The organism is Streptomyces sp. NPDC002032 (assembly GCF_042890765.1).
In the GTDB taxonomy this organism is placed as follows: Bacteria; Actinomycetota; Actinomycetes; order Streptomycetales; family Streptomycetaceae; genus Streptomyces.
The window spans coordinates 569,110-587,667 of record NZ_JBIASM010000002.1; the positions used below are offsets into that span (position 1 = coordinate 569,110).

Sequence of the window (18,558 nt, forward strand, 5' to 3'; positions counted from 1 at the left end):
GGTAGGTGCGAGTGTCGGGTCAGGATGATCCGTACAGGGGCGGGCGGTTGACCCGAATGAGTGCCCGCCCCGTACATCGGCCCCGTCAGTCGGCGCGCTGGTCCGTCCGCAGACGGAACCAGTAGAAGCCGTGGCCCGCCAGGGTCAGCAGGTACGGCCACTGGCCGATCGGCGGGAAGCGCACGTCGCCCGTGAGCTCCACGGGGACGCGTCCGTTGAACGACCGCAGGTCCAGCTCGGTGGGCTGCGCGAAGCGCGAGAAGTTGTGCACGCACAGCACCAGGTCGTCCCCGAACTCGCGGAGGAAGGCGAGGACGGCCGGGTTGGACGAGGGCAGTTCGGTGTACGAACCGAGGCCGAAGGCGGGGTTCGCCTTGCGGATCTCGATCAGCCGGCGGGTCCAGTGCAGCAGCGAGGAGGGCGACGCCATGGCCGCCTCGACGTTGGTGACCTGGTACCCGTGGACCGGGTCCATGATGACCGGCAGGTTCAGCCTGCCCGGATCGCAGGAGGAGAAACCGGCGTTGCGGTCCGGGGTCCACTGCATCGGGGTGCGCACCCCGTCGCGGTCGCCGAGCCAGATGTTGTCGCCCATGCCGATCTCGTCGCCGTAGTAGAGCACCGGCGAACCGGGCAGCGACAGCAGCAGGGCGGTGAACAGCTCCATCTGGTTGCGGTCGTTGTCGAGGAGCGGGGCGAGCCGGCGCCGGATGCCGATGTTGGCCCGCATCCGCGGGTCCTTGGCGTACTCGGCGTACATGTAGTCGCGCTCTTCGTCGGTGACCATTTCGAGGGTGAGCTCGTCGTGGTTGCGCAGGAAGATGCCCCACTGGCAGCGGTCCGGGATCGCCGGGGTCTTGGCCAGGATCTCGGAGACGGGGTAGCGGCTCTCTCTTCGGACGGCCATGAAGATGCGCGGCATGACGGGGAAGTGGAAGGCCATGTGGCATTCGTCCCCGCCGGTGGCGAAGTCGCCGAAGTAGTCGACGACGTCCTCGGGCCACTGGTTGGCCTCGGCGAGCAGCACGGTGTCCGGGTAGTGCGCGTCGATCTCGGCGCGGACCCGCTTGAGGAGCTGGTGGGTGCGCGGGAGGTTCTCGCAGTTGGTGCCCTCCTCGGCGTACAGGTAGGGCACCGCGTCGAGGCGGAAGCCGTCGATGCCGAGGTCCAGCCAGAAGCGCAGGGCGGACACGATCTCCTCCACGACGGCCGGGTTCTCGTAGTTGAGGTCCGGCTGGTGCGAGAAGAAGCGGTGCCAGTAGTACTGCTTGCGTACGGGGTCGTACGTCCAGTTCGAGGTTTCGGTGTCGACGAAGATGATGCGGGCGTCCTGGTACTGCTTGTCGTTGTCGGCCCACATGTAGTAGTCGCCGTACGGTCCGTCCGGGTCCTTGCGCGACTGCTGGAACCACTCGTGCTGATCGCTGGTGTGGTTCATGACGAAGTCGATGATCACCCGCATGCCGCGGGTGTGCGCGGCGTCCACGAACTCGACGAAGTCCGCCAGGTCGCCGAACTCGGGCAGGACGGAGGTGTAGTCGGAGACGTCGTAGCCCCCGTCGCGCAGGGGCGAGGCGAAGAACGGCGGCAGCCACAGGCAGTCGACGCCGAGCCACTGGAGGTAGTCCAGCTTGGCGGTGAGCCCCTTGAGGTCGCCGACGCCGTCGCCGTTGCTGTCGTGGAAGGAGCGGACGAGGACCTCGTAGAAGACGGCCCGCTTGAACCAGTCGGGATCGCGGTCCTTGGCGGGGGTGTCCTCGAAGGTGTCGTGGACGGGATCGTTGATCATCATGTGGTGGGTGACCCTCCGGTGGGCGGGGACGGTCGCAGAGCGGCCAGCACGTGCGCGGGCGTTCGGCCCGGCTCTAGGCGCACGTAGTTCGCCCTGCCCCAGTGATAGGTCTCGCCGGTGAGCTCGTCGCGCACCGCGAGGGACCCGTGCCAGTCGAGGCCGAGTACCGGCATGTCCAACGAGACCGTCGCCTCCTGGGTGTGGTGCGGATCGAGGTTGACGACCACCAGTACGGAATTGGCTCCGGCGTGCTTCGAATAGGCGATCACCTGTTCGTTGTCGGTCGTGTGGAAGTGGATGTCCCGCAGCTGCTGGAGGGCGGGGTTGCGCCGCCGCAGCCGGTTCAGGGTGGTGATCAGCGGGGCGATGGAGCGGCCCTCGCGTTCGGCTGCGGCCCAGTCGCGCGGCCGCAGCTCGTACTTCTCGGAGTCCGCGTACTCCTCGCTGCCCGGGCGCACCGGCTCGTTCTCGCAGAGCTCGTAGCCGGCGTAGACGCCCCAGGTGGGGGAGAGGGTGGCGGCGAGCACGGCCCGCACCTCGAAGGCCGGACGGCCGCCGTGCTGGAGGTACTCGTGCAGGATGTCGGGCGTGTTGACGAAGAAGTTCGGCCGCATCACGGAGGCCGAACGGGTCCCGGCCAGCTCGGTCACGTACTCGGTCAGCTCGGCCTTGGTGTTGCGCCAGGTGAAGTACGTGTACGACTGCTGGAAGCCGACGGCGGCCAGCGCGCGCATCATGGCGGGCCGGGTGAAGGCCTCCGCCAGGAAGATCACGTCGGGGTCGGTCTTGTTGACGTCCGCGATCACCTTCTGCCAGAAGACGACGGGCTTGGTGTGCGGATTGTCGACGCGGAAGATCCGTACGCCGTGCTCCATCCAGTACCGCAGGATCCGGACCGTTTCCGCGACGATGCCGGCCATGTCGGTGTCGAAGTGGACCGGGTAGATGTCCTGGTACTTCTTCGGCGGGTTCTCGGCGTAGGCGATCGTCCCGTCCGCGCGGTGGCGGAACCACTCCGGGTGCTTCTCCACCCACGGGTGGTCCGGGGAGCACTGGAGGGCGAAGTCGAGCGCGATCTCCATGCGCAGCTCGCGGGCGCGCGCGACGAAGGCGTCGAAGTCCTCGATGGTGCCGAGCTCGGGGTGGACGGCGTCGTGGCCGCCCTCCGTGGAGCCGATGGCCCACGGTACGCCCGGGTCCCAACTCCCGGCGGAGAGCGTGTTGTTGGGGCCCTTGCGGTAAGTGGAGCCGATGGGGTGGACGGGCGGCAGGTACACGACGTCGAAGCCCATGGCGGCGATGGCCGGCAGCCGCTCGGCGGCCGTACGGAAGGTTCCGCTGACCGGCGCCGCGCCCGGCTCCAGGACCGCGCCCTCGGAGCGCGGGAACATCTCGTACCAGGAACCGAAGAGCGCCCGCTTGCGTTCCACCAGCAGGGGGAGGGCCTTGGCCGCGGTGACCAGCTCCCGGTACGGGCGCCTGGCCAGCGCCGCGTCCACCGCGGGGGCCAGCGCCGCCGCGTACCGCGCGGGGACCGGCCGGTCCTCGTCGCGCATCGCGTCGGCCGCCGCCAGGACGGCCTCGCGGCCGTCCCGCTTGGGAATCTTGGCCGCGGCCCGCGTGTAGAGCTCCGCGCCCTCCAGCAGGGTCAGGCCGGTGTCGAGGCCCGCCGGGATCTTGATCGCGGCGTGCGCGCGCCAGGTGGCGACCGGATCGCTCCACGCCTCGACGGTGTAGGTCCACCTCCCCTCCGTCTCGGCGGACACCCGGGCTCCCCACCGGTCGGTGCCGGGGGCGAGCTCGCTCAGCGGAACGGGCGGGCGCAGCCGCCCGCTGGGATCGCGCAGTACGACGTGAGCTGCCACGGCGTCGTGTCCCTCACGGAACACGGTTGCGGAGATTTCGAAGACCTCGTCCACGACCGCCTTGGCGGGTCTGGCGCCGCAGTCGACGGCGGGGCGGACGTCCAGCACGGGAATGCGACCGATCATGATGGGATCACCTGGGGGCAGTTCGCAGGGCTCGGTGACAACAGGCCGGCCGCGAGGGCAGCCGGTAGTGCACGCTCTGTTCGCTCTGTTTCTAGCCGCTCGGAAGACGGCTGGGCTGCGGGCATGGCCGCTCCTGTCCGCGTTCACTCGGGTGGCGGGGAAAGGTTGGTGGCGGGTGCGCCGTGCGTGTACCTCGCGTACCCGCAGAGCCCTGCCCCACTCACCCCCCGCCCAATCCGCGCTCTCGGTTAACTACTCGTACGTAGTGGCACGCGGATCTCCAAGCCCCGGATCGACATCCGCCGAGGCTCCGTCAAGTCGGCCGGTACCGAACGGGGTCCGGCGGGGCGCGCCGCGCCCGCCCGTCACCGGCCGAGGCGGGATGGTCCGGGGGAGGGGGTGGCGCTAGCCTTCCGGGGGCGATGCGCGGGTGCACAGCGTGGTGCGGCCGCTCCGATCCGTCATCCCCTGCGAAGGTGGAACACGTGAAGGCTATCCGTCGATTCACCGTGCGCCCCGTCCTCCCCGAGTCCCTCATGCCGCTCGCCGAACTCGCGCGCAACCTGCGCTGGTCGTGGCATACGGAAACCCGCGAACTCTTCGAATCCGTCGACCCCGAGGGCTGGCAGGCCGCCGGCGGCGACCCCGTCCGGCTGCTCGGTGCCGTGCCCGCCGCCCGCCTGGAGGAGCTCGCCGCAGACCGGCGGTTCCTGCGGCGCCTCGCCGTGGCCGTCGCCGACCTCGACGACTACGTCCACGGCGGCCGCTGGTACCAGAGCCACGAGCACAGTGCCGAGCTGCCCGCCGCCATCGCCTACTTCTCCCCCGAGTTCGGGATCACCGCAGCCCTGCCCCAGTATTCGGGCGGCCTCGGGATCCTGGCCGGCGACCACCTCAAGGCCGCCAGCGACCTCGGCGTCCCGATCGTCGGCGTCGGTCTGCTCTACCGGCACGGCTACTTCCGCCAGTCCCTGTCCCGCGACGGCTGGCAGCAGGAGCACTACCCCGTCCTCGACCCCCACGAGCTGCCCCTGGCCCTGCTGCGCCACGAGGACGGCACCCCCGCTCGGGTGTCGCTCACGCTGCCCGGCGGCCGGTCGTTGCACGCGCACATCTGGCGGGCCCACGTCGGGCGGGTCCCGCTGCTGCTCCTCGACTCCGACGTCGAGGACAACGACGCCGGGGCCCGCGAGGTGACCGACCGGCTCTACGGCGGCGGCAGCGACCACCGCCTCCTCCAGGAGATGCTGCTCGGCATCGGCGGGGTGCGCGCGGTCCGCACCTACTGCGCGATCACCGGCCACCCCGACCCCGAGGTCTTCCACACCAACGAGGGCCACGCCGGCTTCCTCGGCCTCGAACGCATAAGGGAACTCGAAGGGGAGCAGGGGCTCGGCTTCGACGCCGCCGTCGAGGCGGTCCGCGCCGGGACCGTGTTCACCACCCACACCCCCGTCCCCGCCGGCATCGACCGCTTCGAGCGCTCCCTGGTCGCCCGCCACTTCGGCGAGGGCGGCGAACTGCCCTCCGTCCCCGTCGACCGGATCCTGGAGCTCGGCGCCGAGACCTACCCCGGCGGTGACCCCGGGGTGTTCAACATGGCGGTCATGGGCCTGCGCCTCGCCCAGCGCGCCAACGGCGTCTCCACCCTCCACGGGGCCGTCAGCCGGGGCATGTTCGCCGGGCTCTGGCCGGGCTTCGACGCGGCCGACGTCCCCATCGTCTCCGTCACCAACGGCGTGCACGCCCCGACCTGGGTGGCCCCCGAGGTGATGCGGCTCGGCGCCCGCCAGATCGGGCCCGGCCGCACCGAGGACGCCCTCGCCGTCGGCGGCTCGCCCCGCTGGGACGCGGTCGCCCAGATCGCGGACCAGGACGTGTGGGACGTGCGCCGGGTCCTGCGCGAGCAGCTCGTCCAGGAGGTACGGGACCGGCTGCGCGCCTCCTGGAAGCAGCGCGGGGCCGCCGACGCCGAGCTCGGCTGGGTGGACTCCGTCCTCGACCCCGACGTGCTGACCATCGGTTTCGCCCGCCGCGTGCCCTCGTACAAGCGGCTCACGCTGATGCTCCGCGACCCCGAGCGGCTGCGCCGGCTGCTGCTGGACCCCGACCGGCCCGTGCAGATCGTCGTCGCCGGCAAGGCCCACCCCGCCGACGACGGGGGCAAGCGGCTCGTCCAGGAGCTGGTCCGCTTCTCCGACGACCCCCGGGTGCGCCACCGCATCGTGTTCCTGCCCGATTACGGCATGGCCATGGCGCAGAAGCTCTACCCGGGCTGCGACGTCTGGCTCAACAACCCCTTGCGCCCCCTGGAGGCCTGCGGCACCAGCGGGATGAAGGCCGCGCTCAACGGCTGCCTCAACCTCTCCGTCCTGGACGGCTGGTGGGACGAGTGGTTCGAGCCCGACTTCGGCTGGGCCATCCCCACCGCCGACGGCCTCGGCACGGACGAGGACCGGCGCGACGACCTGGAGGCGGGCGCCCTCTACGAGCTGATCGAGAGCCGGGTCGCACCCCGTTTCTACGACCGGACGGGGCGCAGCGGACTGCCCGTGCGCTGGATCGAGATGGTCCGCCGCACCCTGGTGTCCCTGGGCCCGAAGGTGCTCGCGGGGCGGATGGTGCGGGAGTACGTCGAGCGGCTCTACGCCCCCGCCGCCCTCTCCCACCGGGCCCTGGACCCCGCCGCCGCGCGGGACCTCGCCTGGTGGAAGGGCCGCGCCCGGGCGGCCTGGCCCCGGGTGGCCGTCGAACACGTCGAGGCGGTCGCCGAGGCGCCCGTCGGCGGCACCGCCGAGCTCGGCGCCACCCTCACCCTGCGGGTGCGGGTCGCGCTGGACTCGCTCACGCCCGAGGACGTCGAGGTGCAGGCCGTCGCGGGCCGGGTCGACGCCCAGGACGTGATCCGCGACGGGCGCAGCTTCCCGCTCAAGCCCGCCGCCGGTCCCGACCTGGAGGGCCGCTGGGTGTACGAGGGCCCGCTCGCCCTCGACCGGACGGGGCCCTTCGGCTACACCGTACGGGTGCTGCCGGCGCACCCGCTGCTGGCGACCCCGGCCGAACTGGGCCTGGTCGCCGCGCCGCTGGACGCCGAACCGGTGGGCGGCGTACTGCTGCGCTGACGGCGCGGCTCAGGGGACGGGCGGCGGGTCCACCAGCCGCCCGTCCTCCACCAGCATCCCGGCGCGCTTGATGTTGCGCAGCGTCGGCACCACCTCCACCTGCCGGATCCCGGGCAGCGCGCCGACCCGTTCGGTCAGGAAGGTGTACAGGGCGTCGGTGTCCCGGCAGATCACCACCGCCAGCAGGTTCGCCGTCCCGGTCACCGCCGCCGCGAACGGCACCTCCGGGTACCCGCCCAGCGCCGCCCCCACCTCGGCCAGCAGGGCGGGCTGCACGGTCAGCATCAGGACGGTCTCGGCCTCGAAGCCCAGCGTGCCCGGCACGATCTCCACGTCGAAGTAGACCGCCCCCTCGGCGCGCAGCCGCTCCACCCGGCGCCGGGCCGTGGACTCCGACAGCCCGGTGGCCCGGGCCAGCTCCGGGAAGCCCGTACGGCCGTCGCGGCGCAGCAGGGCCAGCAGCGCCAGCTCGGTGGCGTCCATCGTGTACCGCTCCGTACCGCCCGTCGGCGCGGGCTGCTCCAGCGCGGCCACCTGGTCGGGGCGCAGCACGTCCAGGCCGAACCAGCATTCCGGGCCGCCCGTGTACATGCGCAGGATGGTGTGCGCGCTGACCCCGGTCACCCGGCGGGTGCGCGGCAGCTTGTCCAGGAGCAGCCCGTCGCGGTCCTCCCGGGTGCGGGCGCGGGTGGCGCAGTGGATGTCGGTGCCGCCGGAGCTCAGGTTCACCCAGGCCACGTCCGGACGGCGGGCCAGCGCCTCGGCGACCGCGAGCGAGGCGTCCGGCGCGCACTGCACGCGCAGCCAGGACTCGAACAGCCCGACCCGCCGGCCGTTCGGCAGCGCCACCACCCGCACCAGCCCGCTGGTGCGCAGCCTGCGGTAGCGGCGCACGACGGTCTGGTCCGACACCTCCAGCACCTGCGCGAGCCGGCTGAAGGGGGCCCGGCCGTCGATCATCAGGGCCTGGATGAGCGCCAGGTCGAGGGAGTCGAGTTCCGCGTCTTTCATGCTTTCCATCATGACAGGGCCGATGGTGTCGGAAATCCGTCACCGGACCGGGGCTGGATGGGGGTGCGGGCCGTCCGGCTGTCATTTTGGGACCATCCCCCGCCCGGTTCCCGAGGAGAACTTCCCATGCGTAAATGGCTACCCCTGACGGCGGTCTGCCTCGGGGCCTTCATGCTCCTGGTCGACGTCACGATCGTGACCGTCGCCCTTCCCGACATGGCCGCGGACATGAACACCGGCTTCACCGGCCTCCAGTGGGTGATGGACGTCTACGCCCTCGCCCTGGCGGCCCTGCTGCTCGGCGCCGGCTCGCTCGCCGACCGGATCGGGCGCCGCCGCGTCTACCTCGGCGGGCTCGCGGTCTTCGCCGCCGCTTCGCTGGCCTGCGGCGTGGCCGGCGGCCCCGCCGAGCTGATCGCCTTCCGCGCCGTGCAGGGCATCGGCGGCGCCGCGATGTTCGCCACCACCATGGCCCTGCTCAGCTCCGCCTACCAGGGCCGCGACCGCGGTGTCGCGTTCGGCGTCTGGGGCGCCGTCAGCGGCGCCGCCGCCGCGGCCGGACCGATCATCGGCGGGCTGCTGACCGCGCACTTCGGCTGGCGCTGGATCTTCTTCATCAACCTGCCCGTCTGCGCCGTGGCCGTCTGGGTGACGCTCAAGGCCGTGGCCGAGTCCCGCAATCCGCACGCCACCGGCCTGGACCTGCCCGGCATGGCCACCTTCATGGCGGGCGCCGGGACCCTGACGTACGCCCTGATCCGGGTCGCCGAGAACGGCTGGACCTCCGCCGCCACCCTGGGCCTGCTGGGGCTGGCCGCGGCCGCCTTCGCCGCCTTCGTCCTGGTCGAACTGCGCAGCTCGCGGCCGATGCTGGACCTCTCGCTGTTCCGCAGCCGGAACTTCGTCGCCGTCATGGCGGGCGCCCTGCTGCTGTCCGGGGCCGCCTTCTCCTACCTGATGTACGTCTCCCTGTGGCTGCAGTCCGCCGAGGGGATGGGGCCGGTCCGGGCGGGCCTGGTACTGGTGCCGCTGAGCCTGGCCGCCTTCACGGTCTCGGCGGTGGCCGGTCGCCTGCTGCACGGGGCCCCCGCGCGGCTGAGCATCGGCGGCGGGCTGCTGCTGATCGGCGTCGGGGCGCTGCTCCAGGCCTGGATGCTGGACGCCGGGGACGGCTGGGAGGCGCTGGTGCCGGGGCTGGTGCTGACCGGCATCGGGGTGGGCATGGCCACCCCGCCGCTGGCGGCGACCGCGATGGCCGCCGTGGCCCCGGCCCGGGCGGGCATGGCGGGCGGCGCGCTGAACACCGCCCGGCAGCTGGGCAACGCCCTCGGCATCGCGGTGCTGGGCGTGGTGTTCCACGCCGGGCTGGTCTCCGAGCTCGGCGGGCAGCCGCGCGAGAGCGCCGACGTCCTGGCCTCCGGCGGGGCCGGGCAGCTGCTCGCGGCGGCCCCGGCCGCGCGGGAGTGGGTGGAGGCCGCCTTCGCGAGCGGGCTGCGCGACACCTTCGTGGCCTCGGGGGCGATGGGCCTGGCGGGCGCGCTCGCGGTGGTCCTCCTGATCCGCCGCCCGGCACAGGCGGCCGGCGCCGTCACCGCGTCCGCCGCCGCTGCTTCCGCCGCCGCGCCGGCCGCCCAGGCCCCCGTACCGGCACAGGGCGGGACCGGGGACCGCACCCAGGCCTGACCCGGCCCCGCCGCCCGGCCCCGGCCTTCCCGACCGCCCCGGCGGCAGGGCCGGGCGGATGGCTCAGGGGCGATCCGGGAGGGTGAACCTTCGAACGCACTGCGCATGCCGAACCGTTTCCGCTGTCGGGTCCGCTCCTACGCTGCCCGCGGATGCCCACCGGAACGGGCACCGACGGAACCCGAGAAACGGACCTTTCATGCGCCCACGCACCATCGCAGCCGCAGTCCTCGCCTCCCTCGCGCTCGTCCTGCCGACCGCCGGACAGTCACTGGCCGACCCGCACCACGACGGCCTCGGCGTCCTCTACTACCGGTTCGCCGACGGGGACGGTGACACCCGCACCGGGCAGATCCACCCGGGCGACAACGACACCTGCTACCAGCTCACCCACGCCCAGCGCCATCCGGCCTTCGCCGTGAAGAACGAGACGGAGTCCCTGGCGGTCCTCTTCCGGGACGGCAGCTGCGGCGGGGACGCCCAGGAGACCCTGCGCCCGGGCGAGCGGGCGGACGGCCTGAACGTCCGGTCGGTCCTCTTCAAGCCGGTCCACGAGCACCACGGCCGTCACGACGACGACGACAACAACTGGGACGACCGCCACGACGAGGACCGCAGCGCCACCCCGCGCACCGCGCAGCACCGCGCGGGCGGCCTCTTCGACCGCGTCATGGGCTCGATGGGCTGATCCCGCCCCGCCCCGTACGACCGGGCCCGGCACCCCGTGGGGGCGCCGGGCCCGCCCGCGCCGTACGCCCTCAGGGGCTCAGGGGCTCAGGGGCTCAGGGGCTGAGGGGCTCAGGGGCTCAGGGGTGCACCGCCCCGCCGACAGCCACTCCACCACGTCCGCCGCCGTATAGGGGGAGGCGTCCGGGGACAGCCGGGGCAGGAAGGACAGGTCCTTGCCGATCGTGACCAGGGGCGGCTCCGTGCGCCCGCCCGGCCGCCGCTGAGCCAGCCCGATCGTGGCCAGCAGCCCGTTGCACAGGCACCGCTTGCCCTCCGCGTCCGCCGCCGTGCCGCCCTTGCGGACGTACGCGGCCACCGGCTCCGCCGCGCACCGGTAGACCAGCCCGCGCGGACCCCGTACCGGCGTGCGCAGGAACCCCAGGTCGCAGACCCGGCGCCGGGCCCCGGCCACCTCCGGCTCGGAGACCGTCCCCGGCAGCTCCGCCACCTTGAAGGGGAAGGAGGTTGGGGAGGCCGCCGGGTCGTTGCGGACCGTCAGGGTCCCGGCGTACGCCCGGCCGAGGAGCTCCTCGCGCAGGTGCCGGGCCATCCCCGACTCCTCGCACAGCGCGAAGGCGCTGCCGATCTGCACCCCGGCCGCCCCCCGCGCCCGGGCGGCGGCAACCGCCTCGGGGCTCGCCTGCCCGCCCGCGAGCCAGAACGGCAGCCCGAGGGCGGCCATCTTCGTCAGGTCGGGGTGGTCCCGGGGGCCGTAGACGGGCTCGCCGGCCGCGTCCAGGCTCATCGGGCCGCGCGGCGGGGCGCTGTGGCCGCCCGCCCCGCTGGTCTCGATGACGAACCCGTCGGGGCGGGTGGCCCCGTCCCGGGCCAGGTACGCCGCCAGCACCGGCAGCGAGACGATGGCCAGCACCCGCGGGCGGCGCAGCGGACCGGGCCGGTGCCCCGCCAGCAGCGCCGCCGGGTCGAAGAGGTGGTCCAGGGGCTCCTCGTCGCCCGCTACCGCGATCCGGGTGACGCAGGGTTCGCGGCGCGCCAGCCGGGTGGCGAGGGCCGGGATCTGACCGGGTACTCCCGCGCCCACGAGCACGTGGTCGACGCCTGCCAGGATCGCGCCGAACATCGCGGGCGCGGTGGCCAGCTGGATCTTCTCCAGGTAGTTGATGCCGATGACACCGTCGTGTCCCTCCTTGGCGAGCCATACCTCGACGAAGTTGCCGAGGACGGTGAGGACCTCCGCCTGCGCCCCGCCGCTCGCGCGCAGCCGGGGGGTGGCGCGCAGCGGGGCGCTGCCTTCGGGCGGGCCGTCCGCGCGGAAGTAGCGCTCCAGCGCGTCCCGGGCGAGCTCGGGGACCGGGAAGGCGGCCAGGGCCCGGCGGGCGTGGCCGCCCGGGTCGCCGCTCTGCAGCACCCGGGCCAGTACGACGTCCAGCGCGGTTCCGGAGACGACGCCGAGCTGGCCGGTGACGGACACGGCCCGGGCCAGGCGCCAGCCGGAGACGCCGACGCCCATGCCGCCCTGGATCAGCCAGGGGCGCGGCGCGGCGGGTGCGTTCGTGGGGGGCTGGGGCATGCGGCACGTCCGTCACTCGGTGGTCACCCGAACCTACGGTTGCGTAGGTTCGCTGGTTCCACTATCTCTCCGCGGCCGCCCGCGGGCCCGCGCCGAAGGTCCCCGGCTCCCGCCGAAGGTCCCGTGGGGGAGGGGCACATGGAACAGGGCCGCCCGGGGAGGTCTTCTCCCGGGCGGCCCCGTGATCCATCGGTTCAGCTGTGCTTCACCACGGTCCCCGAAGGGATCAGAAGGTGAGCTTCCAGCTGTCGATCTTGCCGGTGTCGGCGGCCGCGAGGTCCGCGACGCGCAGCTTCCAGACACCGCTGGCGACCTCGGAGGAGGCGTTCACGGTGAAGCTCTGGATGATGTTGTCCGCGCTGCCGCCGGTGCGGTTGCGCAGGTTGTAGACGGTGCCGTCGGGGGCGACGAGGTCGACCTTCAGGTCACCGACGTACGTGTGCTTGATGTCGACGTCCACCTTGAGCGTGCTCGGCGCGTTGCCGGAGCGCGACACGGTGATCGGCGACTCGACCGTGGCGTTGTCGTTGATCGCGTAGTCGTTCGTGTTCTCGAAGACGTTCTGCTGGGAGGTGCCGACCGTCCAGGTGAACGACGTCGTGCCGGTCTTGCTCGCCGAGTCGGTCACCGTCACGGTCACGTTGGACGTGCCCGCGGTGGTGGCCGTGCCCGAGATCAGGCCGGTGGAGGAGTTGATCGACAGGCCGGCCGGCAGGCCGGTCGCCGCGTAGCTCAGCGCACCCGGGTTGGTGCTGGTCGCCTGGACCTGAAGGCTCACAGCGGTGTTGATCTGGGTGGTCTGGTTCGGGATCGCGGTGACCGAGACGCCGCTGGGTGCGGGGCGCGATCCGACGGCGATGCCCGCCCAGGCGTTGGCCACGTTGTTGTAGGTGGCCGAGCCGGAGCCGTACAGGTCGGCGGCGGCCTGGAGGGTCGCCGTACGGGCGGCCGCGTAGTTGGTGTTGGACTTGAAGTAGCCCACCGTCAGCGCGCGGAACCAGATCTTCGCGGCGGCGTCGCGGCCGATCGCGGTGACCGGGAGGTTGTCCGCGGTCGGCGAGTTGTAGCTGACCCCGTTGATGACCTTGGCGCCGGAGCCCTCGGACATCAGGTAGAACACGTGGTTGGCCGGGCCCGACGAGTAGTGCACGTCGAGGCCGCCGAGGCCGGAGTACCACGAGTCCTTGGACCCGCCGTCCTTGCTCGGCTTGTCCATGTAGCGCAGCGGGGTGCCGTCGCCGTTGATGTCGATCTTCTCGCCGACGAGGTAGTCACCGACGTCGTTGGCGTTGTTGGCGTTGAACTCGACGGCCGCCGCCATGATGTCGGAGGTCGCCTCGTTCAGACCGCCGGGCTCACCGCTGTACGTCATGTTGCCCGTGACGGAGGTGAGGCCGTGGGTCATCTCGTGCGCGGCCACGTCGATGGAGGTCAGCGGGTGGTTGTTGCCCGTGCCGTCGCCGTAGGTCATGCAGAAGCAGGAGTCGTCCCAGAACGCGTTGACGTACGCGTTGCCGTAGTGGACCCGGCTGTACGGGGCCACGCCGTCGTTGCGCAGGCCGTTGCGGCCGTGCACGTTCTTGTAGTAGTCCCAGGTCAGCTGCGCGCCGTAGGCGGCGTCGGCGCCGGCGGTCTGGCGGTTGGAGGGCAGGCCGTTGCCCCAGGTGTCCGACGTGCTCGAGAAGAGCGTGCCGGTGCCGGAGCTGCCACCGTTGAGGTCGTACGTCTTGTGGCCGCCGCGGCCCGCGTCGGTCAGCGTGTAGGTGCTGCCCGACTGCGAGGTGCCCAGGGTGACCTGGCCGCTGTACTCGGTGTTGCCGATGCCCTTTTCGATGGCCTGCCACTCGGTGATCTTCGCGCCGGTCTTGGCGTCGGTGATCACGTGCAGCTTGCTCGGGGTGACGCCGTCGCTCTGGAAGCCGCCGACGACGGTCTCGTAGGCGAGGACCGGGGCGCCTTCGGCGGCCCAGATCACCTTGCGGGCGCCCTGCTCCGCCTTGGCGTCCTTGCCGCCGGCGGCCGACAGCGCGGCGAAGGCGGTGCCCTCGGCGGCCGAGGGGGTCACGGTGGCGGAGGTGTCCGCGACCTTGATCTCGTGGTTGGTGGCCTTGGTCACGCTCTTGGTGACACCACCCTTGGCGTGGACCGTGAGGTCGCCGCCGAGGACGGGCAGACCGTTGTAGGTCCGCTCGTAGGTGGTGTGCGTGGTGCCGTCCGCGTCCTTGACCACATCGCGGACGACGAGCTTCTCGCCGCCACCGAGACCGAGGGCCTTGGCGGCCTGCACGGTGGTCGAGTTGGCGTCTGCCAGGAGCGTCGCACGCTCCGAAGCGCTGAGTGCGCGGTTGGCCGCGCCCGGGTTGGGCTGGGCGACCTTGGCGGCCTGCGACGCGGTGGCGTCGGCGTTGGCGGTACCGGCCTGTATACCTACGGCGAGCAGGGCTGCCGCGGCTACGAGTGCTCCGGCCGCAGTGGCACGCCTCTGGGGGGTCGAACTCAACGCAGACTCCTTCTGCAAGGGGGGTTCCGGATGGCTGGGTGGGCCTCCGGGCAGATCAGGGCTGGTGCGATGAACGGTCGAAGAGTGCCATCTGCGGGCTGTGATGTCAGGGGCGCGTCAAAAGGTTGGCTGGAAACAGTCCGTTGTCCGAAGATACGTATCCGGTATCCGAACCATTCACCTTCGTGTGCAAGGGAGGGGTGCGCCGCCCGGAATAGTTGATACCGGTTGCTAACGCTTGGGCAACGGGAGGCGCCGTTAACCCAAACGGCATTTAACGTACGGGTGTTTGTCGTACTGTTTCCCGGTGCGACCGATGCCCGTCGCCAGGGGAAGCCACGGGCACGCGCCGCCGCCATAGACCACGTGCCAGGGGGGCCCATGAGGCATGTTCATTTTCCTGCGCAAAGAGTGGCCAGACCGGCCGTTGATGCGGAGGGGCTGACAACCGCCCCGGCGCGACGGCTCGGTGACAAGGCCCGCCGGTACCTCCCGGCCGCCGTGACCGCCGACTTCGTCGGTGCCGCCGTGCCCGTCGGCCTGGTCTTCGACGCCGCCCAGCAGGCCAGGCCGGTCGCCTGCGCGCTCACCGCCGCCGTGGCGTGGACCGGAGTGCAGGCCCTGCGCCGACGTTACGCCTTCCGGACGCTGGGAGAATCCCGCGGCGTGCTGCCCGTCGTACACGACTGGCTCATTCTCGTCGGTGTCCTGGCTGTCGCCCGTGTGCTGACCGGCGAGAGCACCCCCCGGCTGGCCGCCCTCGGCGCCCTGTTGCCGGCCCTCCTCGTCACCGTCGCCTGCCACAAACTGACCTACCGCCACCTCTCGGCCGCCCGCCGCGAGGCGCACGCCGTCAGCCGGGTGCTGGTGATCGGCGAACCCGACGCCGCCGAACACCTCATCTCCCGCCTCGCCGCCCGCACCGACCACCCGTACGTGGTCGTCGGCGTGGTGCCGGTCGGCGAGGGAGCGCTGGCCAGCGGGGTGCCCGTCGCCGCGCGGCTGGAGGCCGCGATGCCCGAGTCGCCGGCCGGCGACTGGCCCGCCGTCCTCGGCGCCGTCCGCAGCCACCACGCCGACCTGGTGCTGGTGGCGCCGGGCACCCGGTTCGCGGGGGAGCGGCTGCGCCGGGTGGCCTGGGCGCTGCACGACGAGGGCCTGGAACTGGCCGTCTTCCCCGGACTGGTGGAGATATCCGTCAAGCGGCTGGAAACTCTCTCCGCGGGCGGGCTCGCCGTCCTGCGCGTCGCGCCGCCCGTGCGCCGGGGGATGCAGACCCTGCTCAAATCGGCGCTGGACCGGGCCGGGGCGGCGGCCGGACTGCTGCTGCTCTCCCCGCTGTTCCTGGCGGTCGTCCTGGCGATCCGGCTCGGCTCGCGCGGTCCCGCCTTCTACAGCCAGCGCCGGATCGGGCGCGACGGCGTCCCGTTCGTCATGTGGAAGTTCCGCACCATGGTGGTGGACGCCGACCGGCTGAAGGCCGAGCTGGCGGGGGCCAACGAGAACGACGGCCTCATGTTCAAGATGCGCCGCGACCCGCGGGTGACCCGGGCCGGCCGGCTGCTGCGCCGCACTTCGATGGACGAACTGCCGCAGCTGTTCAACGTGCTGACCGGCAGCATGTCGCTGGTCGGCCCGCGCCCGCCGCTGCCCGAGGAGGTGGCGCGGTACGACGAGGTCGAACTGCGCCGGCTCACCGTGCGGCCCGGCATGACCGGCCTGTGGCAGATCAGCGGGCGGTCGGACCTGTCTTGGGACGAAACGATTCAGCTAGATCTCCAGTACGTCGACAACTGGTCGTTCACCAGTGACGTCGACGTGATGGGCCGTACGATCCGCGCCGTCGTCGACGGTCGCGGAGCGTACTGAGGGGCCGGGGTGGACTCAGCCCTGCCGGCTCTGGTCGAGCCACCAGCGGTAGGTGGAGGCGATGCCGTCGCGCAGCGGGATGCCCGGCTTCCAGCCCAGCGAGCTCAGCCGGGACACGTCGAGCAGCTTGCGCGGGGTCCCGTCCGGCTTGGAGGTGTCCCAGGCGAGCCGGCCCCGGAACCCGGTCACCTCGGCGACGGTTTCGGCCAGGGCCCTGATGGTGAGGTCCTCGCCGCAGCCGATGTTCACGGGCTCGTCGCCGTCGTAGCCCGCCAGCAGCACCGCGCAGGCCGCCGCGAGGTCGTCGACGTGGAGGAACTCCCGGCGCGGGGTGCCCGATCCCCACAGCGTGATCTCCTCGCGCCCCTCCGCGGCGGCCTCGTGGAAGCGGCGGATGAGGGCGGGCAGGACGTGCGAGGACTCCAGGTCGAAGTTGTCGCCCGGCCCGTAGAGGTTCGTCGGCATGGCCGAGATGTACGAGGCCCCGTACTGCTTGCGGTACGACTGGATCTGGACGATGCCGGCGATCTTCGCGAGGGCGTACGCCTCGTTGGTGGGCTCCAGCGGGCCCGTCAGCAGGGCGTCCTCGCGGATGGGCTGCGGCGCCAGCTTCGGGTAGATGCAGGAGGACCCGAGGAAGAGCAGCCGGCCGACGCCGGCGGCGTGCGCGCCGGCGATGACGCTCAGCTGGATGGCGAGGTTGTCCTCCAGGAACTGCACCGGGTACGTGCTGTTGGCCATGATGCCGCCGACCTTGGCGGCGGCCAGCACGACCGCGTCCGGGCGCACGTCGCGCAGGTACGCCCCGGTCGCGGCGGCGTCGCGCAGGTCGAGGTCGGCGCGGCCGCGGGTGAGCACCTCGTGGCCGTCGGCGGTCAGGCGGCGCACGACCGCGGACCCCACGAGGCCACGGTGTCCGGCGACGAAGACGCGGGCGTGCGGGGGCAGGAGCGGCGAACTTGTCATACCGCCGATGATGCCAGTCCGCCGCCGGGCGGCACCGCACACCCCGCCCTCCCGGACCCGGCGCCCGGCGCCCCGGCCACGCGGGGGCCCCGGCGAGGAAGTACGGTACGGATCCGGTCGCGGACCCCGGTCCGCACGCCCGGTGCGCCCCCCGCCGGGGCCCGGTCCGCGCGACCCGCGCACACCAGAGGCACCGCCTCACCACGACGTACAGCAACGACAACCTGGGGGACCCCATGGGCAAGACCGCACTGATCACCGGCGTCACCGGACAGGACGGCTCGTACCTCGCCGAGCTCCTGCTCTCCAAGGGCTACACGGTGCACGGGCTCGTGCGGCGGTCCTCCAGCTTCAACACGGAGCGGATCGACCACGTCTACCAGGACCCGCAGACCGCCAACCGGTCCTTCGTCCTGCACCACGCCGACCTGTCCGACGGCGTCGCCCTGGTGAACCTGCTCCGCGACATACGCCCCGACGAGGTCTACAACCTGGGCGCGCAGTCCCATGTCCGGGTCTCCTTCGACGCCCCCCTCTACACCGGTGACGTCACGGGCCTCGGCGCGCTGCGGCTGCTGGAGGCCATCCGGGCCAGCGGCGTGGACACCCGGATCTACCAGGCCTCGTCCTCCGAGATGTTCGGCGCGACGCCGCCGCCGCAGAACGAGAACACCCCCTTCCACCCGCGCAGCCCGTACGGCGCCGCCAAGGTGTTCGCGTACTGGACCACGGTCAACTACCGCGAGGCGTACGGCATGTTCGCGGTCAACGGGATCCTCTTCAACCACGAGTCCCCGCGCCGCGGCGAGACCTTCGTGACCCGCAAGATCACCCGCGCGGTCGCCCGGATCAAGGCCGGTCTCCAGGACCACCTCTACCTCGGCAACCTCGACGCGGTCCGCGACTGGGGCTACGCCCCGGAGTACGTGGACGCGATGTGGCGGATGCTCCAGCAGGACGAGCCGACCGACTACGTGGTGGCCACCGGAGTCGCCGCGACCGTCCGCGAGTTCGTCGAGTCCTCCTTCACCCACGCGGGCCTGGACTGGAACGAGCACGTGCGCTACGACCCCAAGTACGAGCGCCCGAGCGAGGTCGACGCCCTCATCGGCGACGCCTCCAAGGCGCAGGAACTCCTCGGCTGGAAGCCGTCGGTCCTGGTAGCCGAACTGGCCCGGATCATGGTGGACGCGGACGTGCGCCAGGTCGAGGACCAACTGGCGGGCGCGAGCGTCCGCATCGACCGCTGAGGCCCTGGATTTCCCCTACGATTTGCCGTGTCCCGGTCATCTCCGCATTTCCGCGCAGTGGTGACCGGGGCAAACCCGCCATATGTCTGAGATGCGCCCTCCGTGCTGAACCCG

General features: G+C 72.2%; 11 protein-coding genes. 5 read left to right on the plus strand and 6 right to left on the minus strand.

The features are described 5' to 3' along the window. Positions 1–85 precede the first annotated feature (85 nt). Both treS and ACFYYT_RS06740 read right to left on the minus strand, forming a co-directional pair. Positions 86–1,792 (minus strand): maltose alpha-D-glucosyltransferase, encoded by a 1,707-nt coding sequence (gene treS / locus ACFYYT_RS06735; protein ID WP_351826372.1) that lies wholly within the window; start codon positions 1,790–1,792, stop codon positions 86–88. Further along, positions 1,789–3,783 carry an alpha-1,4-glucan--maltose-1-phosphate maltosyltransferase gene (locus ACFYYT_RS06740; RefSeq protein ID WP_351826373.1) on the minus strand — a complete coding sequence of 665 codons (1,995 nt, stop codon included), beginning with the start codon at positions 3,781–3,783 and terminating at the stop codon, positions 1,789–1,791. The genes treS and ACFYYT_RS06740 overlap by 4 nt, the downstream gene beginning before the upstream one ends. Before the next feature lie 485 nt (positions 3,784–4,268). On the opposite strand from ACFYYT_RS06740, the gene glgP reads away from it, so the two are divergent. Continuing rightward, positions 4,269–6,905 (plus strand): alpha-glucan family phosphorylase, encoded by a 2,637-nt coding sequence (gene glgP / locus ACFYYT_RS06745; protein WP_351826374.1) that lies wholly within the window; start codon positions 4,269–4,271, stop codon positions 6,903–6,905. A gap of 9 nt (positions 6,906–6,914) precedes the next feature. Here glgP and ACFYYT_RS06750 read toward each other — a convergent pair whose 3' ends face one another. Further along, complete coding sequence (locus ACFYYT_RS06750) at positions 6,915–7,916, minus strand: Lrp/AsnC family transcriptional regulator (RefSeq protein ID WP_351826375.1); 1,002 nt, start codon at positions 7,914–7,916, stop codon at positions 6,915–6,917. Between the two features lie 126 nt (positions 7,917–8,042). Between ACFYYT_RS06750 and ACFYYT_RS06755 the strand changes: the two genes are divergently transcribed. After that, positions 8,043–9,599 (plus strand): MFS transporter, encoded by a 1,557-nt coding sequence (locus ACFYYT_RS06755; protein WP_351826376.1) that lies wholly within the window; start codon positions 8,043–8,045, stop codon positions 9,597–9,599. A 199-nt stretch (positions 9,600–9,798) separates the two neighbouring features. Next, complete coding sequence (locus tag ACFYYT_RS06760; protein ID WP_351826377.1) at positions 9,799–10,287, plus strand: hypothetical protein; 489 nt, start codon at positions 9,799–9,801, stop codon at positions 10,285–10,287. 78 nt (positions 10,288–10,365) lie between these two features. On the opposite strand, the gene ACFYYT_RS06765 is transcribed toward ACFYYT_RS06760, so the two are convergent. After that, positions 10,366–11,859, minus strand: coding sequence for a nitronate monooxygenase (locus tag ACFYYT_RS06765; RefSeq protein WP_351826378.1), 1,494 nt, complete (start codon positions 11,857–11,859; stop codon positions 10,366–10,368). A 226-nt stretch (positions 11,860–12,085) separates the two neighbouring features. After that, entirely contained in the window at positions 12,086–14,359 is a 2,274-nt protein-coding gene (locus ACFYYT_RS06770) for a M4 family metallopeptidase (RefSeq protein WP_351826379.1), read from the minus strand. 381 nt (positions 14,360–14,740) lie between these two features. On the opposite strand from ACFYYT_RS06770, the gene ACFYYT_RS06775 reads away from it, so the two are divergent. Further along, positions 14,741–16,228, plus strand: coding sequence for a sugar transferase (locus ACFYYT_RS06775; RefSeq protein ID WP_351826380.1), 1,488 nt, complete (start codon positions 14,741–14,743; stop codon positions 16,226–16,228). A gap of 15 nt (positions 16,229–16,243) precedes the next feature. On the opposite strand, the gene ACFYYT_RS06780 is transcribed toward ACFYYT_RS06775, so the two are convergent. After that, the gene (locus ACFYYT_RS06780; RefSeq protein ID WP_351826381.1) at positions 16,244–17,194 is read right to left on the minus strand and encodes a GDP-L-fucose synthase; all 951 of its coding nucleotides are present in this window, start codon (positions 17,192–17,194) and stop codon (positions 16,244–16,246) included. A gap of 236 nt (positions 17,195–17,430) precedes the next feature. Between ACFYYT_RS06780 and gmd the strand changes: the two genes are divergently transcribed. Then, positions 17,431–18,444 carry a GDP-mannose 4,6-dehydratase gene (gene gmd, locus ACFYYT_RS06785; protein WP_351826382.1) on the plus strand — a complete coding sequence of 338 codons (1,014 nt, stop codon included), beginning with the start codon at positions 17,431–17,433 and terminating at the stop codon, positions 18,442–18,444. Positions 18,445–18,558: the final 114 nt, after the last annotated feature.